Annotated in this window: 22 protein-coding genes; 14 read left to right on the forward strand and 8 right to left on the reverse strand. The window is 66.0% G+C overall.

From position 1 onward, the window contains the following. Window positions 1-36 precede the first annotated feature (36 nt). Complete coding sequence (locus SIL87_RS08195; protein ID WP_319615938.1) at window positions 37-636, reverse strand: nicotinate-nucleotide adenylyltransferase; 600 nt, start codon at window positions 634-636, stop codon at window positions 37-39. Next, the gene (locus tag SIL87_RS08200; RefSeq protein WP_405055220.1) at window positions 633-1,883 is read right to left on the reverse strand and encodes a glutamate-5-semialdehyde dehydrogenase; all 1,251 of its coding nucleotides are present in this window, start codon (window positions 1,881-1,883) and stop codon (window positions 633-635) included. The genes SIL87_RS08195 and SIL87_RS08200 overlap by 4 nt, the downstream gene beginning before the upstream one ends. A gap of 101 nt (window positions 1,884-1,984) precedes the next feature. Between SIL87_RS08200 and SIL87_RS08205 the strand changes: the two genes are divergently transcribed. The 3 genes from SIL87_RS08205 (at window position 1,985) to SIL87_RS08215 (ending at window position 3,975) form a co-directional block, all read left to right on the forward strand. Further along, window positions 1,985-2,962: a bifunctional GNAT family N-acetyltransferase/(deoxy)nucleoside triphosphate pyrophosphohydrolase gene (locus tag SIL87_RS08205; RefSeq protein WP_319613686.1), complete on the forward strand. Its 978-nt coding sequence runs from the start codon at window positions 1,985-1,987 to the stop codon at window positions 2,960-2,962. Window positions 2,963-2,969: 7 nt separating this feature from the next. After that, window positions 2,970-3,737, forward strand: a complete 768-nt coding sequence (locus tag SIL87_RS08210; RefSeq protein WP_319613687.1) for a competence/damage-inducible protein A — start codon at window positions 2,970-2,972, stop codon at window positions 3,735-3,737. Window positions 3,738-3,798: 61 nt separating this feature from the next. Then, on the forward strand, window positions 3,799-3,975 hold the full coding sequence (locus SIL87_RS08215) for a hypothetical protein (protein WP_456304840.1): 177 nt from the start codon (window positions 3,799-3,801) through the stop codon (window positions 3,973-3,975). Window positions 3,976-3,980: 5 nt separating this feature from the next. On the opposite strand, the gene ligD is transcribed toward SIL87_RS08215, so the two are convergent. Together ligD and SIL87_RS08225 are read right to left on the reverse strand one after the other, a co-directional pair. Then, window positions 3,981-4,598 (reverse strand): non-homologous end-joining DNA ligase LigD, encoded by a 618-nt coding sequence (gene ligD / locus SIL87_RS08220; RefSeq protein WP_319613689.1) that lies wholly within the window; start codon window positions 4,596-4,598, stop codon window positions 3,981-3,983. Further along, window positions 4,567-4,833 (reverse strand): DNA ligase-like domain-containing protein, encoded by a 267-nt coding sequence (locus SIL87_RS08225; protein WP_319613690.1) that lies wholly within the window; start codon window positions 4,831-4,833, stop codon window positions 4,567-4,569. Before SIL87_RS08225 ends, ligD begins: the two co-directional genes overlap by 32 nt. Before the next feature lie 204 nt (window positions 4,834-5,037). On the opposite strand from SIL87_RS08225, the gene SIL87_RS08230 reads away from it, so the two are divergent. Beyond that, window positions 5,038-5,877, forward strand: coding sequence for an aldo/keto reductase (locus tag SIL87_RS08230; protein ID WP_319613691.1), 840 nt, complete (start codon window positions 5,038-5,040; stop codon window positions 5,875-5,877). 133 nt (window positions 5,878-6,010) lie between these two features. Next, window positions 6,011-6,817, forward strand: a complete 807-nt coding sequence (locus SIL87_RS08235; protein WP_319613692.1) for a COG4705 family protein — start codon at window positions 6,011-6,013, stop codon at window positions 6,815-6,817. Here SIL87_RS08235 and SIL87_RS08240 read toward each other — a convergent pair. The 4 genes from SIL87_RS08240 to SIL87_RS08255 all read right to left on the reverse strand — a co-directional run bounded on the left by SIL87_RS08240 (window position 6,795) and on the right by SIL87_RS08255 (window position 10,377). Continuing rightward, on the reverse strand, window positions 6,795-7,355 hold the full coding sequence (locus SIL87_RS08240) for a fasciclin domain-containing protein (protein ID WP_319613693.1): 561 nt from the start codon (window positions 7,353-7,355) through the stop codon (window positions 6,795-6,797). The genes SIL87_RS08235 and SIL87_RS08240 overlap by 23 nt on opposite strands. A gap of 105 nt (window positions 7,356-7,460) precedes the next feature. Further along, on the reverse strand, window positions 7,461-7,934 hold the full coding sequence (locus SIL87_RS08245) for a CinA family protein (protein WP_319613694.1): 474 nt from the start codon (window positions 7,932-7,934) through the stop codon (window positions 7,461-7,463). Next, on the reverse strand, window positions 7,931-8,389 hold the full coding sequence (locus SIL87_RS08250; RefSeq protein WP_319613695.1) for a phosphatidylglycerophosphatase A family protein: 459 nt from the start codon (window positions 8,387-8,389) through the stop codon (window positions 7,931-7,933). Before SIL87_RS08250 ends, SIL87_RS08245 begins: the two co-directional genes overlap by 4 nt. Continuing rightward, window positions 8,386-10,377, reverse strand: a complete 1,992-nt coding sequence (locus SIL87_RS08255; RefSeq protein ID WP_319613696.1) for a lytic transglycosylase domain-containing protein — start codon at window positions 10,375-10,377, stop codon at window positions 8,386-8,388. Before SIL87_RS08255 ends, SIL87_RS08250 begins: the two co-directional genes overlap by 4 nt. A gap of 91 nt (window positions 10,378-10,468) precedes the next feature. Between SIL87_RS08255 and dapA the strand changes: the two genes are divergently transcribed. The 9 genes from dapA to SIL87_RS08300 all read left to right on the forward strand — a co-directional run bounded on the left by dapA (window position 10,469) and on the right by SIL87_RS08300 (window position 17,714). After that, window positions 10,469-11,347, forward strand: a complete 879-nt coding sequence (gene dapA / locus SIL87_RS08260; RefSeq protein ID WP_319613697.1) for a 4-hydroxy-tetrahydrodipicolinate synthase — start codon at window positions 10,469-10,471, stop codon at window positions 11,345-11,347. Continuing rightward, a complete protein-coding gene (gene smpB / locus SIL87_RS08265; RefSeq protein ID WP_319613698.1) occupies window positions 11,347-11,829 on the forward strand; it encodes an SsrA-binding protein SmpB in 483 nt (160 codons plus the stop codon). Before dapA ends, smpB begins: the two co-directional genes overlap by 1 nt. A 154-nt stretch (window positions 11,830-11,983) precedes the next feature. Next, entirely contained in the window at window positions 11,984-12,439 is a 456-nt protein-coding gene (locus SIL87_RS08270; RefSeq protein ID WP_319613699.1) for a cupin domain-containing protein, read from the forward strand. A gap of 10 nt (window positions 12,440-12,449) precedes the next feature. After that, window positions 12,450-13,124 carry a molybdopterin-dependent oxidoreductase gene (locus SIL87_RS08275; RefSeq protein WP_319613700.1) on the forward strand — a complete coding sequence of 225 codons (675 nt, stop codon included), beginning with the start codon at window positions 12,450-12,452 and terminating at the stop codon, window positions 13,122-13,124. A gap of 40 nt (window positions 13,125-13,164) precedes the next feature. Beyond that, complete coding sequence (locus tag SIL87_RS08280) at window positions 13,165-13,686, forward strand: GNAT family N-acetyltransferase (RefSeq protein WP_319613701.1); 522 nt, start codon at window positions 13,165-13,167, stop codon at window positions 13,684-13,686. A 33-nt stretch (window positions 13,687-13,719) separates the two neighbouring features. Then, the gene (locus SIL87_RS08285; RefSeq protein ID WP_319613702.1) at window positions 13,720-14,205 is read left to right on the forward strand and encodes a peroxiredoxin; all 486 of its coding nucleotides are present in this window, start codon (window positions 13,720-13,722) and stop codon (window positions 14,203-14,205) included. 10 nt (window positions 14,206-14,215) lie between these two features. Further along, complete coding sequence (locus SIL87_RS08290; RefSeq protein ID WP_319613703.1) at window positions 14,216-15,310, forward strand: glycosyltransferase family 2 protein; 1,095 nt, start codon at window positions 14,216-14,218, stop codon at window positions 15,308-15,310. Continuing rightward, on the forward strand, window positions 15,265-16,740 hold the full coding sequence (locus SIL87_RS08295) for an ArnT family glycosyltransferase (RefSeq protein WP_319613704.1): 1,476 nt from the start codon (window positions 15,265-15,267) through the stop codon (window positions 16,738-16,740). Before SIL87_RS08290 ends, SIL87_RS08295 begins: the two co-directional genes overlap by 46 nt. Further along, window positions 16,737-17,714, forward strand: a complete 978-nt coding sequence (locus SIL87_RS08300; protein ID WP_319613705.1) for a threonine ammonia-lyase — start codon at window positions 16,737-16,739, stop codon at window positions 17,712-17,714. Before SIL87_RS08295 ends, SIL87_RS08300 begins: the two co-directional genes overlap by 4 nt. Window positions 17,715-17,757 lie beyond the last annotated feature (43 nt).

Consider the following 17,757-nt stretch of genomic DNA (forward strand, 5'->3'; position numbering starts at 1 on the left):
CGGCAGGGGGACTCGAAGTACGGCTCGGCGGACGGGTTATGATGGCTCTCCTGATGATAAAGCACGCAACGCAGTGGCTGATAGCGGATTCTCACGCACAGGCAACCATGCCCACCCCACCGGCCCCGTCAACCGCCCCGGCCTCACCCGCAAATGCCTCAAAACCCGCGCCGCCCGCCCCGCCAAAGCCGCCCGCTTCTCCCCAGGCCGTGGCAAAACCGCCACCGGCACCGCCCGAACGATCTCCCGCCACCGATCCCACCGCGGCAATTGCGCCAGATTATCCGCCCCCATCAACCAGATAAATTGCGCCCGGGGAAACCGCCTTCGTAATTCCCTCACCGTATCGGCAGTAAACCGCGTCCCCCACGCCGCCTCCACCGAAGTCGCCAGAATCCGCCGCCCATCCGCAATCCCCCGTGCCGACCCCAGCCGATCCTCCAGCGAACCCATCGCCATCCCCGCCTTCAAAGGATTCCCCGGTGAAACCAGCAACCACACCTGATCCAGCCCCAACTGCCTCATCGCCGCCCGCGCCACATGCAAATGACCAGCATGAGCCGGATTGAAACTCCCCCCCAGCAACCCGATCCGCAAACCACGCCGATCCCCGAATCGCGGAACCGGATCGCTCAGGGCCGCACCTGGCCTGTCCCCACCACATGATACCGAAACGTCGTCAGCTGCGCCGGCCCCACCGGCCCCCGCGCATGAACCCGCCCCGTGGCAATCCCGATTTCCGCCCCGAATCCAAACTCCCCCCCATCGCAAAACTGGGTCGAGGCATTCCACATCCCCACCGCACTATCGATCCCCGCCAGAAACCGCCCCGCCACCTCGGCATCCTCCGTCACGATCGCATCGGTGTGTGACGATCCATACCGTCCGATATGCGCCAGCGCCCCCTCCAGCCCATCGACCACCCCCACCGAAATCACCGCATCCAGCCATTCGGTATCGAATTCCGCCTCCCCCATGGCAACAATCGCCCGCGCCCGCTCATCCCCACGGCAATCGCACCCCAGCGCCCGCAAATCACCCACCAGCACCGGCAACCACGCCTCCGCCACCGCCCCATCGATCAGCAACGTCTCGGTCGCCCCGCAAACCCCGGTCCGCCGCATTTTGGCATTGGCCAGGATCGTCCGTGCCATCGCCAGATCAGCCCCGCGATCGACATATGTATGGTTCAACCCCTCGGCATGAGCCAGAACCGCCACCCGCGCCTCTCTCTGCACCCGCTCGACCAGCGATTTGCCCCCCCGCGGAATGATCAGGTCGATCATCCCGGTCGCCCTCAGCATGGCAGCAACGAATTCCCGATCGGTCGTCGGCGCGATCTGAACACAAGACCCAGGCAATCCCGCCTCCTGCAGTCCCTCGCTGATTGCTTCATGGATCGCCCGCGCCGAATGCTGACTTTCCGACCCGCCCCGCAGAATGACCGCATTACCCGATTTCAAACAGATCGCCGCAGCGTCCGCCCCCACATTTGGCCGGCTCTCATAAATCATCCCGATCACCCCGATCGGCTGCGGCACCCGCCTGATCACCAGCCCGTTGGGTCGCTCCCACTCAGCAAGCGCCCCCCCCAGCGGATCGGGCAGCCCCGCAACGATCTCCACCCCGGCGGCCATCGCCTCAATTCGGGGCTCCGTGAGCAACAAACGGTCCCGAAACGCATCCGTCCCGGAATACGCCGCGATATCCTGCGCATTCGCCATCATGATCGCCTCTCGATGACGGCGGATCGCCCCCGCAACGGCCACCAGCGCCGCATCTCGCTGCCTCGCCGGCGCCTGCGCCAGTTGCCGCCCGGCGTCCCGCGCCTCCCGACAGGCGTTACGGAGCCATGAGTCGATCGGTTCTGCCAGCATGTCCATATCCGAGATTTGCGCCGGGGCCGAAAGCAAATCAACCGCTCTTTCGGCGCGGCGGTGGAGCGGCTATCCCAGGGTATCACGAACTGAAGCTCAGGAGTCCCGTGTCCGATACCCTGCTCCCCGAACCGCGTGTCAAAACCGCGCTGCGCCCGATCGAAGCGGGTGACGCCGCGCGACTGCACCAGTTGATCAACGACTGGGAAATCTGCCGCTTGCTGCCGGAGGCACCGTTTCCCTACCCGGCGGACCTGGCACGGGACTGGATCACCGCCGCGATTGCGGATCGCGAGGCAGGAATCGCTTACCAGTTCGCGATCACCGACGATGCCGGCACCATGATCGGCTGTGCCGGGCTGCGCCTCGACAAGTCCGGAATGGCCGCCTCACTCGGCTATTGGGTGGCGCGGCGGGCATGGGGCAGGGGCCATGGGCGGCAGGCGGTGCTGCTCATGTTGCGCTGGGGGTTTGCCGAACTCGCGATCGATCGGGTGGTGGCGACCGTCGCTGACGACAACGCCGCCTCGCTGGCGGTACTGCGCCGCGCTGGATTTACCGAGACGGGGACGGGTCATGAAAAATTCATCAGCCGGCCCGGTATTCGCCAGGCGGTGCGGCATTTCGAGATTACCCGGGAGGTGCTGGCATTTCGCGAGCCGGTGGACAGCATGAACGAGGGACCCCGACCTTTGCTGCTGGTGGTGGCCTGTGCCCTGATCGACCGATCCGGCAAAATCCTCCTGGCACGGCGCCCGGCGGGGAAGAAACTGGCGGGGCTGTGGGAGTTTCCGGGCGGCAAGCTGGCTCCGGGTGAAACGCCTGAAGCTGCGTTGGTCCGCGAACTCGACGAGGAATTGGGGATTGCCGTGAAGACAGCGGATGTCGCGCCCTTCGCCTTCGCCTCGCACGCTTATGAGAGTTTTCATCTGATGATGCCGCTCTATCTGTGCCGGCGCTGGGTGGGGGTGCCATCCTCGCGTGAGGGTCAGGCGCTGGCCTGGGTCGATCCCGCGCGGCTGGAGGAATATCCGATGCCGCCGGCGGACCGCCCGCTGATCCCGTTATTGCGCGATTTTCTGTGAGGATATCATGAGCGAACCCGCCAATCCGACCGCTGCGATCCTGATCATCGGCAACGAGATCCTCTCGGGGCGGACGCAGGATATCAACGTCAAATTCATCGCCGGACGTCTGGCCGCGATCGGTCACCGGCTCGAAGAGGTGCGCGTGGTGCCCGATGTGCCGGAGCGGATCATCCGCGCGGTGAACGAACTCCGCGCCGCCTACGACAATCTGTTCACCACCGGCGGCATCGGGCCGACCCATGACGATATCACGTCCGAATGCATCGCCGCCGCCTTCGGCGTGCCGTGGGAGAAACACCAACCGACCTGGGAGGCGATGGAAACGCATCTGGGTCCGGAGAATTTCAACGCGGCGCGTCAGCGCATGGCAACATTGCCGCGTGGCGCGGTGCCGATTCCGACCAGCATGACGATCGCGCCGGGGTTCTCGATCGGGAATGTCCATGTCATGGCTGGCGTGCCGCGGATCATGCAGTCGATGTTCACCGCACTCGAACCCGCGCTGGGCCGGGGCGCGCCGATCTCGATGCGGGCCGTGCACGGTATCGGTGTGAAGGAAGGCAGTATCGCGGCGGGGCTGGGGGAAATCCAGGCGCGGTTCGCAATGCTCGATCTGGGGAGCTACCCGTTCTACCGCGACTCGGGCAGTGGCGTGGCGATCGTTGCCAAGGGAACCGACGATGCCGCCCTCGATGCCGCGATTGCCGAAGCCGAATCGCTGATCGCCGGGCAGGGGATCGTGCCGATCCGTGGCGAGCCCGGGGCGGCTTAACCCCGGCCAAGGGTGAATATCCCGCCTGTTTTTCGGGCTGTTTTCCGGGCTGTTTTTCGGCTTGGCTGCTCCCCTGCACGAGCGGTTGCATAAGATCATCGCCGCCCGCCAGAAAGGCCGCAAACGGGCGCCAAAGCCCAAAGCCGCTCCGGAACCGGCAGGGAATGTGGTGAACATCATGGATGCGCTGCGCCAGAGCATGAAGGCGGAAACCTCGGAGCGCAGCCGCAAGAGGTGAACGGGTCAGCGCTTGCGGGCGCGGGGTGGTTTGTCGCCCGTGGCGGGCAAGGGGGCGGCAGGGTCGTCGAACTGGCGGATGTTGCGGTTGAGGCCTTTCCAAGCGTGTTTCTGAAAGAAATGCGGCCCGGTGATGCCGGTCGGGCAGCGCAGCAGGGCGAGCGGTCGCCCGGTAATGTACGGGGCGATGCTGGGCCATATTTCGGCATAGTAATCGGCGAGCCCTTCCTTGGTGACGCCATCATCGGGCCAATAGATTCGGTCGGGGTGGGTGAGGGTGATGGTACGGCGCTGCGGTTTCGCGGCGGCTTGATCCTGCGGCGCTTCATGGACGATTTCGCTGGCCGGCTTGTCCTCGCGCAGGCCGCGGAACGAGGCGTGGCGGAGATGACCATCGGCGGTCCAGGCGCGGAATTCGACTTCGGCGACGAGCGTGGGGCGGACATAACGGGCCTGTCTGGCATCATCGGCGGTGAGGGGGGCGGCGAAGGGTGGGTCGTCGGTCTCCAAGCGTTTGAGCGTCTTGAACAGATCGCGCGCGATCGAAGCCGAAAACCCGGTGCCGACGCGGCCGACCGGAGTGAGATCGCCGTCATGATAGACGCCGAGAATAAGCGAGCCCACCGCGCTTGCCGAGGCCGACGAGACGGTGAATCCACCGATCGAACCCGTAGAACGTGAAACGATCCGATCGGTGATCGTGCAGATCGGCCTGCAAAGCCGAGAAATCGGACGCACCGGTGCGGGTTTCGACCACGATTTCCCCGTCGATGATCGCGGTATCGACGGCGAGTGCCTTCAGGGCATCGGGTACGTTCGTGCCGAATTTATGGGTCCAGTCGAGACCCCTGCGGGTCAACCGGACAGGTCAGTTCCGCGACGCGCAGATATCGTTTGCAGCTTGCCCGTGATGCCACGCGATCCTCGCTTTCGCCCTGCTATCTTGTCAGCGCAAGGGCACGGGGCAAGGCGTGGGGGCGATCCGGCCATGCCGGTTAAATCGGGGCTTGGCGTGGTCGGGGCGCGGCTCGATATGAGACGGGGACAACGAACGGAGGCCTTCATGATCCCTATGGTCGATCTGCCGGACGGCACGGCAATTTCCGCCCTCGGCCAGGGCACGTGGAATATCGGCGACGATCCGGCCAGGGCGGCTGACGAGGTGGCGACGCTGCGGGCCGGGATCGATCTCGGACTTTCGCTGATCGACACCGCCGAAATGTACGGCGAGGGAAAATCGGAACGCCTTGTTGCCCGGGCGATCGAGGAGCAGCGCGACCGGGTGTTTCTGGTCAGCAAGGTCTACCCGCACAATGCCTCGGCGACCGGGGTGGCGAAATCATGCGCGGCGAGCTTTGAGCGGCTCGGCACCGATCATATCGACCTTTATTTGCTGCACTGGCGGGGCCAGCACCCGCTGGCGGAGACCGTTGAGGCGTTCGAGCGCCTGCGGGAGGCGGGCAAGATCCGCTACTGGGGGGTCTCGAATTTCGATACCGATGACATGACGGAACTCGCCGACCTGCAGTCGGGACGCCATTGCGCCACCGATCAGGTGCTCTATCACCCCGATGAACGCGGCATCGAGTTCGATCTGCTGCCCTGGTGCAGCGCGCATGCGATGCCGGTGATGGCCTACTCGCCGCTCGGGCAGGCCGGGCGGCTGCTTCGTTCGGCGGCGCTGCGCAAGGTGGGGCAGCGGCACGGAGCGACGCCCGGCCAGATTGCGCTGGCGTGGTCCCTGCGATCGGGCAAGATCATCGCGATCCCGAAGGCTTCGAGCGTCGCGCATGTTCGCGAGAACGCGGCGGCGGCGGCGATCGAACTGACCGCGCAGGACCTTGCCGAAATCGATGCGGCGCATCCCCCGCCGCACGCGCGGGAGCGGCTGGCGATGCTGTAGGCCGATGCTTTGACCGGGATCGCCCTCGCGTAAACTTGATCGCGCGGTTCGGGCCGGGGGGCAGCGAGCGGCGCATCGATGGTCTATCCACCCCGGCACATCCGTGACCGACCGTCGAAGGAGATCCTCACGCATGAGTTCGACCGCTGCCGCCTTGCGCCCCGTGTACCGCCGCCCGATGCTGACCAAGGTGCCCGAGATCACGTTGATGTTCTGGGTCATCAAGATCCTCAGCACCGCGATGGGGGAGGCGACGTCGGATTTTCTGGTGTTTCACGTCAACCCGTATCTCGCGGTGATCTCCGGCTTTGTGGGATTTGCCGCAGCATTGATCCTGCAACTCGCGGTGCGGCGCTACATTGCGCCGGTCTACTGGCTGGTCGTGGTGATGATCAGTATATTCGGCACGATGATTGCCGATGTCATCCACATCGTGCTCGGCGTGCCCTATGCCTTGACCACCCTTGGTTTCGGCGGAACGCTCGCGATCGTGCTGATCCTGTGGCACCGGGTGGAATCGAGCCTTTCGATCCACACGATCTGCACGACGCGGCGTGAATTGTTCTACTGGGCCACGGTGGTCGCGACCTTCGCCCTCGGCACGGCTGCGGGAGATTTCACTGCCTCCAGCCTCGGCCTCGGCTATGAGATGTCGGCGGTGCTGTTCACCATCGTGTTCCTGATCCCGGTGATCGGTTACCGCTGGTTCGGTTGGAACGAGATTTTCGCGTTCTGGTTCGCTTATATCGCGACGCGGCCAATGGGCGCATCCTTCGCCGACTGGACCGACAAGCCGCGCGCGATCGGCGGCCTTGGTTACGGTACGCCCGCCGTGAGTCTGATCCTGACCGTTGTCATCGTCATCCTCGTCGCCGCGATCACGCGCCGGCCGGATGGAACCGGCCGGCAGCGATCGTTCACGGCATCAGAACGCGATTGATCACCTGGATCACACCGTTCGACTGTTTGACGTCATAGATGATGATGTCGGCGGTGCCGCCTTTGGCGTCGGTCACTTCGATGTTGTGCGGCCCGTTCATCTTGAAGGTGAGGTACGCGCCGTTGAGGGTTTTCAGCTTCGCGACGCCGCCATGGCCCGCGATGTCGGCCTTGAGCGTGTCGAAGGTGAAATCGCCCGGCACAACGTGATAGAGCAGGATCGAGGCGAGTTCCTTTTTGTTCGCCGGCTTCAGCAGGGTCGGCACCGTGCCCTTGGGCAGCATGTCGAACGCCTGGTTGGTCGGTGCGAACACGGTGAACGGACCCTTGCCTTCGAGCGCCTTGACCAGCCCGGCTGCCTTGACCGCGGCGACCAGCGTGGTGTTGTCCTTTGAATTCACGGCATTCTGGACGATGTTCTTGGTCGGATACATCGCGGCGCCGCCGACCATCACGGTGTCGGTCGCCATGGCGGCCAGAGCGGTGCCGCCGATCGCCAACGCGGCGACAGCGCCGATCAGCATGGTACGTAATTTCATCGTGTCTCTCCGGAAAAAAGATCGACCCAACGTCGACCACGCAGGGAATACCCGCGCGGCGGGGTTCCGGATGCAACGGTGCCGCAACGGTTTCGTGACGGTGATTCAGCTTGCGGTTATCGCTGCCATCAGAAGTCGCAGCGCATGATCCACCGTCGCTGCGCGGATCGCGGCTCGATCGCCGGGGAATACCACGCGCTCTGCGATGCCGACCGCGCCGCGCTTCGCGAGCCCGAACCACACCGTGCCCACCGGCTTGAGCGCTGAACCGCCATCCGGGCCGGCGATGCCGGTCACCGCCACCGCCAGATCGGCACCCGAATTCTGCAAAGCCCCTGCCGCCATCGCTCGCGCGACCGCCTCGCTCACCGCTCCCTCGGCTGCAATGACATCGGGATCGACCCCGAGCATCGAGGTCTTGGCCTCGTTGGCATAGGTGACGAACCCGTAGCCGAAGATCGCGGATGATCCCGCGATATCGGTGATCGCGGCGGCGATCATTCCGCCGGTGCAGCTTTCCGCGGTTGCGATGCGCAGCCCCCGCGCGGTGGCCAGCGCGACCAGCGCCTTTGCGCTCACAACCCGACTCCCGGCCAGATCTGGCGCAGCACGAGCAGAATGACGAGCACAAACACCCCCGCGATCCAGTCATCCGCCATCACGCCGAGCGCATCGTGCCGGGCATCGGCGAGGCTGATCGGCCAGGGCTTGCGGATGTCGAACAGGCGGAACAGCAGGAACGCCAGAAGCACGCCTGATCCGGTCAGGTAGGGCAGGCCGAGCAGGGCGATCATCTGGCCGGCGACCTCGTCGATCACGATCCAGCCGGGGTCTTCGGTGGCGCGCCCGGTGCGGGGGATCGCGATCAGCCCGATCACGCTGGCGATCACGATCCCGGCGGCCAGCGGCGCGTGACCATGATCGAGCAGCAGGCACCCGATCAGCAGGCCGAGCAGCGAGCCGAACGTGCCCGGCGCCCACGGCGCGAAGCCGATGCCGAGACCGGAGGATGCGACCGTGGCGAGCCGCCTCATTTTGCGAGCCAACGGCTGATCGGGTCACGCGCGGCTTTGCCTTCAAGGGCGCGATACACCACGATCCCCTCGGTGACGCGCTGGACGTAGTTGCGGGTTTCGGCAAACGGGATCAGCTCGATCCAGGTGATCATGTTGATCCCGCCGTTGCCGGCGGGCAGGCGCGGGTCGCCATTGGTCGCGATCCAGTTCTCCACGTTGCGCGGCCCGGCATTGTAGGCCGCGATCGCGAGCGGCAGGCAGTTGCCGAACCGGCTCATCAGCGTCGAGAAATAGGCCGAGCCGAGGGCGATATTCGCCGAGGGATCGCCCATCAGTCCAGCGGCGGGCAGGCCGAGACCGGATTGGGTGGCGATCATCCGCGCGGTTCCGGGCATAAGCTGCATCAGCCCTTCGGCACCGGCACCGCTCATGGCACCGGGATCGAAACTGCTTTCCTGGCGGATCAGCGAGAGGATCACGCTCGGTCCCACGCCACCCGCCGGGGGATCGAGCGGCACCAGACCAGGCGGGATCGGCCAGCCGAGGCCGACCAGCATATCCCCGGCGACGCCGGCCAGCCGGGCGATCATCACCGCGGTCGAAACCTGGCCGATGCCGTCGGCCAGCCGTGCGTCGAGGTAGCGCGCATCGAACCCCGGCGAGACTTCCGCCATCCGGAACAGGAAGGCGCGGGCCCGGCGCGGTGCGCCCATTTCGACCAGCAGCACCGCCGCTTGGGGCAGGTCGCGCTCGGCGAATCCCGCCTCCTGAGCCACGGTGACCGGCGGATTGGCGATCGCGCGGATGCGGGCGCCGAGGGCAGCCGGGGTCATGCCCATCTGCAAGGCGGCGAGCTGGCCGTAATACGTGTCCGGATAGGCGGCGGCCTTGACCAGATCCGCCGTGGCCGCTGTGCCGCTTTCGGTCTGCGCGAGCCAGTAGAACGCCCGTGCCCGGGTGATGACCGCGGTCGAATCATGGCTGAGGGCGATGAACCAGGGCCGGGCGAGGGTCGGGTCGTTCAGGAACCGCAAGGCGATGAAACCCGCCAGAAAATCGCGGCTCGCCATTTGCGGCTTGCTGACCGGACGGGCGGCGGCGACCAGCGCATAGGCGCCTTTGAAATTGTTGACCCCGAGCAGATCCCGCGCCAGCGATTGCTGCTTGCCCCAGAACAGCGCCCGCGCCAGCCCGCTTGCCTGCGTCTCCGCGATCGGGCCCAGGCTTTGCCAGAGGGCGAGCTTCGAGGCCGGATCGGGTGCCGCGTTCAGTGCCGCGAAAAACAGGATCGGTGTTGCGCGCTGCGCGTTGGTCAACTGAGCCAGCGCAACGGGATCGGGGGTGCCGGAGGCATAGGCGAGCCAGGCCGATGCCATCACCCGATCGGAGGTGTCGAGCAAGGGCAGCGTCGCCCGCGCCGCAGCGTCGTTGCCCGCGAGAGCGAGGTTCTGAAACCGCTCCCAACTGGTCTGCGGCGTCAGTTGCGGCCCGAACCGGCCGAGGAACGCGGTCGCATCGGCCGGGTTCGCATACCCTTCCACCCAGGCCCGGCGCGCGAAACGCCCGGCCTTTTCCGGCTCGACCGCATTGAACGCGGCGGCACACGCGGCATTGCCCGCCGCCGTCACCGGCATCCGCCGGGCGCATTGCTGGCGGACCGTGGCAAGGTCGGGATCGGCGGCGAGCGCCTCGCTCCACCGGCGCGCCAGCACGCCCTGCTCGGGCCAGTCCGGGTTGCGGGTCATGAAGGCGCTGATTTCGCCCTCGCTCGCTTCGCCGGGATCGAGGAGGCGAAAATAGGTCACCAGCTTGGCCAACAGCCGGTCCGGCTGCGCGGCGGCGAGGGTCTGGGCATCCGACCAGTCGTTCGACCGGACATCGTTCATAATCTGGACCAGCGCCGGATCGGGCTGCGGGGGGGCGGGGACGATCGCGGCGCGGGCGAGCGGAGCGTCGGCATTGGCCAGCGCCAGAACCATCGCGAACAATGTGGTCAGCCTCGTCATGCGCGCTCACTTAGCAGGACTGGGTCGGCACTCCCATACCTTGTCGCCGCACGTTGCGGAGAATAGGTTGCGGGCAATTGCGGAGACAAATATGTTCCACGGCTCACTGGTAGCGACCATCACCCCGATGCACGACGACGGCAGCATCGACGAGGCGGCGCTCGAACGTTTCATCGAATGGCAGATCGCCGAGGGCACCCACGGGCTCGTGCCGGTCGGCACCACCGGCGAATCGCCGACCCTCAGCCATGAGGAGCACAAGCGCGTCGTCGAACTGACCGTGCGTATCGCGGCGAAGCGGGTGCCGGTGATCGCGGGGGCCGGCTCCAACGCGACGGCGGAGGCGGTCGAACTCGCGCGTCATGCCCAGTCGGTCGGGGCCGATGGCGTGCTCGTGGTGACGCCGTATTACAACAAGCCGACCCAGGACGGGCTGATCCTGCATTACACCGCGATCGCCGATGCGATCGATATTCCGGTGATCATTTACAACATTCCCTCGCGCTCGGTGATCGACATGAGCGTGGCGACGATGGCGACGCTCGCGCAACACCGCAACATCGCAGGCGTGAAGGATGCAACCGCCAACCTCACCCGCCCTCTCCATACCACCGCCGCCTGCGGGCCCGATTTCTGCCAGCTTTCCGGCGAGGATCACACCGCACTCGCCTTTCTGGCCGCCGGGGGGCATGGCTGCATTTCGGTCAGTGCCAATATCGCCCCGCGCCTCTGCGCCGAACTGCATAACTCCTGGCAGCGCGGGGATCTGGCGGGGGCGATGGCGATTCAGGCGCGCCTGCTGCCGCTTCACGATGCGATGTTCGCCGAAACCAATCCGGCGCCCGCGAAATATGCCGCCTCCCTGCTCGGCTACGGCGCGGCGCGATGCCGCCTGCCGCTCGCACCGCTCAGCGACGCCGCGCGGGAGCGGATGCATCGGGCCATGGTTTCGGCCGGGCTGATCAACTGATGGCGGAGCCCAAGAAAAAGTCGATGCTGATTTCGCACGGCATCGCCGCGCAGAATCGCAAGGCACGCTTCAACTACACGATCCTCAGCACGATGGAGGCGGGGATCGTGCTGCGCGGGGCGGAGGTGAAATCCCTGCGCATGGGCCGTGCCACGCTGACCGAGGCATTCGCCGGGGAGCGCGACGGCGAGATGTTCCTGTTCAACATGTACATCCCGGAATATCAGGGCGGGGTGCTGTCGCGCTTCGACACCAAGGGGCCGCGCAAACTCCTGCTCAAACGCAAGGAAATCAATACGCTGATCGGCGCGGTCGCCCGCCAGGGATCGACCGTCGTGCCGCTCGACGTGCATTTCAACCCGCGCGGCATGGCCAAGGTCACGCTCGGGATCGCCGAAGGGCGCAAGCAGCATGACAAGCGGGCGGCGGTTGCGAAGCGGGATTGGGATCGGGACAAGGCGAGGTTGTTGAGGAACCGGTGAAGGAAGCAGTTCTTTTTTGTAAAAAAGAACCAAACAACTTTCATTTCTCCGGAGCTGGGGCGCACGAACGGTACGGGCCTAGGTGAGCAAGAGTTTTTTGCTTCTTTTTTGCAAAAAAGAAGACCTTTCTTCCGTCTATCTGCAGGGAGCACCCATGGACTGGCAACATAACGGCGTTCGCGTCATCGCCGGCGATCAGCTCGATCCCAACACGCCGCAGACGCCCGGCATGAGCCGGGCTGCCGCGATCAATCATGCGCGGGTCGGTGCGCAGAAGCTCTGGGCCGGCACTGTGACGATCGATCCCGGGGCCAAGACTGGCGCGCATCATCATGGTGCGCTGGAAAGCGTGATTTTCGTGGTGAAGGGCCGGGCGCGGATGCGCTGGGGCGAGCACCTCGAATTCGTGGCCGAGGCCGGGCCGGGCGATTTCATTTTCATCCCGCCCTATGTGCCGCATCAGGAAATCAACGCGAGCAGCGACGAGCGGCTGGAATGCATGCTGGTGCGCTCGGATAACGAGGCGGTGGTCGTCAACCTCGATATCGACCCGGTCGAGACCCCGAGCGAGGTTGCCTGGGTCGATCCGATCCATCGGCATTCGCATTGAGGGGCGGGACATGACCGAAGCGGGGGATGACGGCGTGAGCCGGTTCGGCCAGATCAAGGACAAGCTGATCGGCCGCAAGGAGGAATGGTCGCGTGAGGGGCGGGGGCTGACCGGAACCACGGCACCGCATCAGCAGCGCCTGCCGCCGGGCCAGCATCTGGTACGCGACTGGCCGGTGCTCGACCTCGGCATTCAGCCAGAAATCCCCAAAGCGGCGTTTCGGCTGGTGATCGACGGTGCGGTGGATCAGCCGGTGACGCTGGATTGGGACGCGCTGATGGCCCTGCCGCAGCAGGGCAGTGTGAGTGATATGCACTGCGTCACCACATGGTCGCGCTTCGACAATCATTGGGAAGGCGTGCCGGTTGCCGCGATCGTCGATCTGGTGCGGCCGCTCGATGAGGCGACCCATGTGCTGTTCGAGAGCCATGACGATTACACCACCAATCTGAGCCGCGAACAGTTCACGGCGGCGGATTGTTATCTGGTTCATACGTGGGAGGGCAAGCCGATCTCGCGCCAGCACGGCGGACCGCTGCGGGTGATAGTGCCGCAATATTACCTCTGGAAATCGGCGAAATGGGTCCGGCGCATCACGTTTGCGACCGCCGATCATCAGGGGTTCTGGGAAACCCGCGGGTACAACAACCGCGCCGATCCGTGGCTGGAGGAGCGTTATAGCTGACGCGATGCTCTTTCACTCGGGATCTTGGCCGGTAGGGCGCTTGCGCGATCCGGACGATCGCGGGCGGGTGGCTGCCTTGTCCATCGCCTGCGCCGATTATGCCGAGTTGGTGACCGGCCTGCCGCCGACCTCGCGCGACGGTGATTGCTTTTTCGACGATCTCCCACCGGGGCGCACGACCGCCTCGATGCTCAAACTCGGAATCAGCGATGACCGCGACAGGCTGATCGCCTTGCTCGACGTCGTGATGGATTATCCGGATGCGGGGGTGTGGTATGTCGGGCTCTTGCTGATCCATCCGGAGTTTCGTCGACAGGGTCTGGGTCGATCGCTGGTGAATGGACTAGCCTCGCATGCGCGGGCGCAGGGCGCGGCTTCGTTGCGGCTCGGCGTCGTTGAGGCGAACGCACCGGCGCTGGCATTCTGGTTGCGGCTGGGCTTTCGCGCCATCGGCGATGCACCCGACCACCATATCGGCGTGCGGGTGCATCGCGTCATCGAGTTCGAATACGCCTTGTCGGACCGGGCGCCCATGCTTCACGAACGGCCCCGCTTCGGCTAGGTGAGGCTCAATCAATTTTCAGGAAAGCGCATCATGATCAAGGTTGGCGACAAGATTCCGGCGATGAGGCTGATGACACCGGGCAGCGACGGGCCGCAGGAAATCGATACCGGTGATCTGTTCGCGGCCAGGACCGTCGTGATGTTCGCGGTGCCCGGTGCGTTCACTCCGACCTGCAGCGCGAAGCACCTGCCCGGGTTTCTCGACCAATACGACGCGCTGAAGGCCAAGGGCGTCGATGAGATCGTCTGCCTTGCGGTGAACGACGTGTTCGTGATGGGGGCCTGGGCGGCGAGCCAGAACGGGCGCGACAAGATCACCTTCCTGGCCGACGGTTCGGGCATGTTCACCCGCGCGCTCGGCCTCGAACTCGACCTCGTGGCACGCGGCCTCGGCGTGCGCAGCCAGCGCTTCGCCCTGATCGCGAAGGACGGTGTGGTGACGCATCTCGCGGTCGAACAGGCTGGCGGGTTCGATGTCAGCCGTGCCGAGGCGGTGCTGGAGGCACTGGACGCCTGATCCATCGACCATGAATGACGCGCCGGGGCCGACGCTCTGCGTCGTCGTGCCCTGCTACCGTGAACGGCCCAACGTCGCGCCGATGATCGCGTCGCTCGATGTGGCTCTCGCCGGTATCGACTGGGAGGTCATGTTCGTCGATGACGACAGTCCCGACGGCACGGCCGACGAGGTGCGGCGGATCGCGCTGACCGACCGGCGGGTGCGCTGCCTGCGCCGGGTCGGGCGGCGCGGTCTGTCTTCGGCGGTGATCGAGGGTGCGCTGGCAACATCGGCGGAATTCGTCGCGGTGATCGACGGCGATCTTCAGCATGACGAGAGCCGTCTGCCGCTGATGCTCGATGCCGTGCGCGGCGGGGCGGATCTGGCGGTCGGGAGCCGCCATGTCGGCGATGGCGACGCGGCGGGCCTGGCATCGCCGCTGCGCGAGCGGCTCTCGGCAACCGGAATCCGGCTGGCCCGGATGCTCGCCCGCGCGCCGATCAACGACCCGATGAGCGGTTTTTTCCTGATGCGTCGCGCGACCTTCGAGGCATTGACGCCGCGCCTGAACGGGCAGGGGTTCAAGATCCTGCTCGATCTGATGCTGGCGGCACGCGCGCCGCTGCGTGTGGTCGAGATCCCCTACCGGTTTCGCCCGCGCCAGGCCGGGGAAAGCAAGCTCGATATTCTGGTTCTGGTCCAGTTCGCGGGGTTGCTGATCGATCGGGCGCTGGGCGGGGTGGTGCCGTTGCGATTTCTCGCCTTCGCCCTGGTGGGGGCGTTCGGCATGGCGGTGAACCTGCTGGTGACCCTGATCCTGCGACGCGCCGGGGTTCATTTCGCGACGGCACAGACCATCGGCACGATCGTAGCCATGATCGGCAATTTCGAGATGAACAACCGCCTGACTTACCGCACGATCCGTTTGCGGGGCGGGGCGTATTGGCGGGGGCTGGTGCTGTTCATGCTGGTGTGCGGCCTGGGTGCGGTCGCCAATATCGGTATCGCGCGCGCGCTGTATCGCGGCGATACCGCAGGTCTTGCGGCCAGCGCGGTCGGGTCCGCGATCGGCGTGGTGTGGAATTACGCGGTCTCGGCGACGCTGGTCTGGCGCGCGCGGTGACACGGAACGGCTGGCTCGCGGCTCTCGCCGGCGTCACCCTGATCCGGCTGCTGGCGGCGGCGCTGGTGCCGCTGGCGCCTGACGAGGCGTATTACTGGCTGTGGTCGCAGCATCTGCAGCCCGGTTATTATGACGACGCGCCGCTGATCGCGGTGTGGATTCGCGCCGGAACCGCGCTGCTCGGTAACGGGCCGCTCGGCATTCGTCTACTCTCGCCCCTGGGCGCGGCGTGCGGCACCTTGCTGATCTGGCGCGCCGGGGAGGATTTGTTTCCCGATCGCAAAGCCGGGCTGATCGCCGCGATTATGCTGAACGCGACGCTGGTGCTCAACGCCGGAGCCGTGATCACGACGCCGGACACGCCGCTTCTGCTGTTCTGGACCGCGACAATCGCCGCCGCCGCGCGTTGGCACGCGAGCAGGGACGACCGGTGGTTTCTCGCCGCCGGGGCGATGGCGGGACTCGCGTTCGAGTCGAAATATACCGGCGTCCTGATCCTTGCCGCGGTCGGCCTCTGGCTGCTGGTGACTGCCCAAGGGCGGGCCGCGTTACGCCGCCCGTTGCCGTGGTGCGGTCTGGCACTCGCGATCGCGCTGTTCATGCCGGTGGTCTGGTGGAACGCGGTGCATCACTGGGTCAGCTTCGCCAAGCAGGGGGGGCGGACGACGCATCTCGCACCGGAAGACGCGTTTGCTAATTTTGCCGCTCTGGTCGGCGGGCAGATCGGGCTGGTCACGCCGGGGATTTTCCTGCTGGCGACGATCGGCGTGATCGCGGCGCTGCGCACCCGCACGGCGGCGGCGAGTCTGGTCTGGTTGAGCGTGGTGGTGCCGGGCGCGGTGTTCGCCGAGCATGTCGTTTCGGGCGCGGTGCAACCGAACTGGCCCGCGATCATGATCCCCGGTGCCGCTCTGGCTGCCGCGGGTGTCGCGACACGGATCACCCGGCGCTATCTGGTTCCGGCGGCGGCCCTGGGGGCGACCGTGTCCGCGCTGGTCTATGTTCAGGCCATCGCGGCGCCGCTGCCGTTACCAGTCCGGCGCGATCCGACCGCGTTGCAGCTTGCCGGCTGGCGGCATCTGGCGGCGGCGGTAGGGGAAGAGGCGCGGGCACAGCATCTCGCCATCGTCGCGGCGTCCGATTATGGACTGGTCGCGGAACTCGCGCATGATGCGCCGCCTTCCCTCACCATAGCCGGTACCGGCGCGCGCTGGCAGTATTTTGGCCGACCGGGGCTGCGCACGCCGACCCGTCTGCTGCTGGTCGCGCCATCCTACATGCCCCGCCCGGATGCGCCGAACTTCACCGATGTTGTCAGGCTGGCATCGGTCCGGCGTCTGCGTCATGGTGCCGTGATCGAAACCTATTCCATCTACGAGGCGATGTTCATGCCGACCGAACCCTCCGCCGTGATGCGACCCTCCCGATGACGCCGCCGACGCCGGATGATGTGCTGCGCGCACATCGCCTGATCGCCCCGCATATCGTGCGCACCCCGACGCTGCGCTCGCCGGTGCTCGATGAGGCAACCGGCGCGCAGGTGTTCGTGAAGGCCGAACCGTTGCAGCGCACGGGCAGCTTTAAGTTGCGCGGTGCGACGAACGCCCTGCTCAACCTGCCCGAGGCGGTGCGGGCGCACGGCGTGGTGGCCTATTCCTCGGGCAATCATGGTCAGGCGGTCGCTTGCGCGGCGGCGGCGCTCGGAATGACGGCAACGATCGTGATGCCGGGCGACGCACCGGCGATCAAGCGGGTCGCCACCGCGCGCTGGGGGGCGCGAATCGTAGATTACGACCGCCGCACCGATGATCGTGCCGCCATTGCGCAGGCGATCGCGGCGAAGACCGGTGCAACCCTGATCCCGCCCTTCGAGCATCCGGACGTGATCGCCGGGCAAGGGACGCTGGCGCTCGAACTGGTGGCGGATGCCGAGGCGGCAGGTATGGCGCTCGACCTCGTTCTCGTCTGCACCGGCGGCGGCGGATTGACCGCCGGTTGCGCCCTCGCGCTGGAAGCCGTCTCGTCGCGCACGCGGTTGATCGGCGTGGAACCCGAGGGCTGGGACGATACCGCCCGCTCCCTGCGCGCGGGCAGCATCGTCGCCAATGACGGCACGGGCTCGCCGTTATGCGATGCCTTGATGGCGATGGCGCCTGGCGATTTGACGTTTTCGATCAACCGCCGCCGTCTCGCGGGCATGGTCGCGGTGGACGAACCCGCCATTCTGCGCGCGATCGGCTTTGCGGTTGGTCAGTTGAAACTGATCGTCGAACCGGGCGGTAGCGTGGCATTGGCCGCGGCGCTCACCGGGGCGGTGCCGCTGGCGGGGCTCCGTGTGGGGGTGGTGTTATCGGGGGGCAATATCGATCCTGCCGTCCTCGTCCGGGCACTTAAAATCGCTTGAGCCGCCGCCGATTCAATCTTCGTTAATCTTCTCCCGCGATACT

It is taken from the genome of Acidiphilium acidophilum, from assembly GCF_033842475.1.
Lineage (GTDB): Bacteria > Pseudomonadota > Alphaproteobacteria > Acetobacterales > Acetobacteraceae > Acidiphilium > Acidiphilium acidophilum.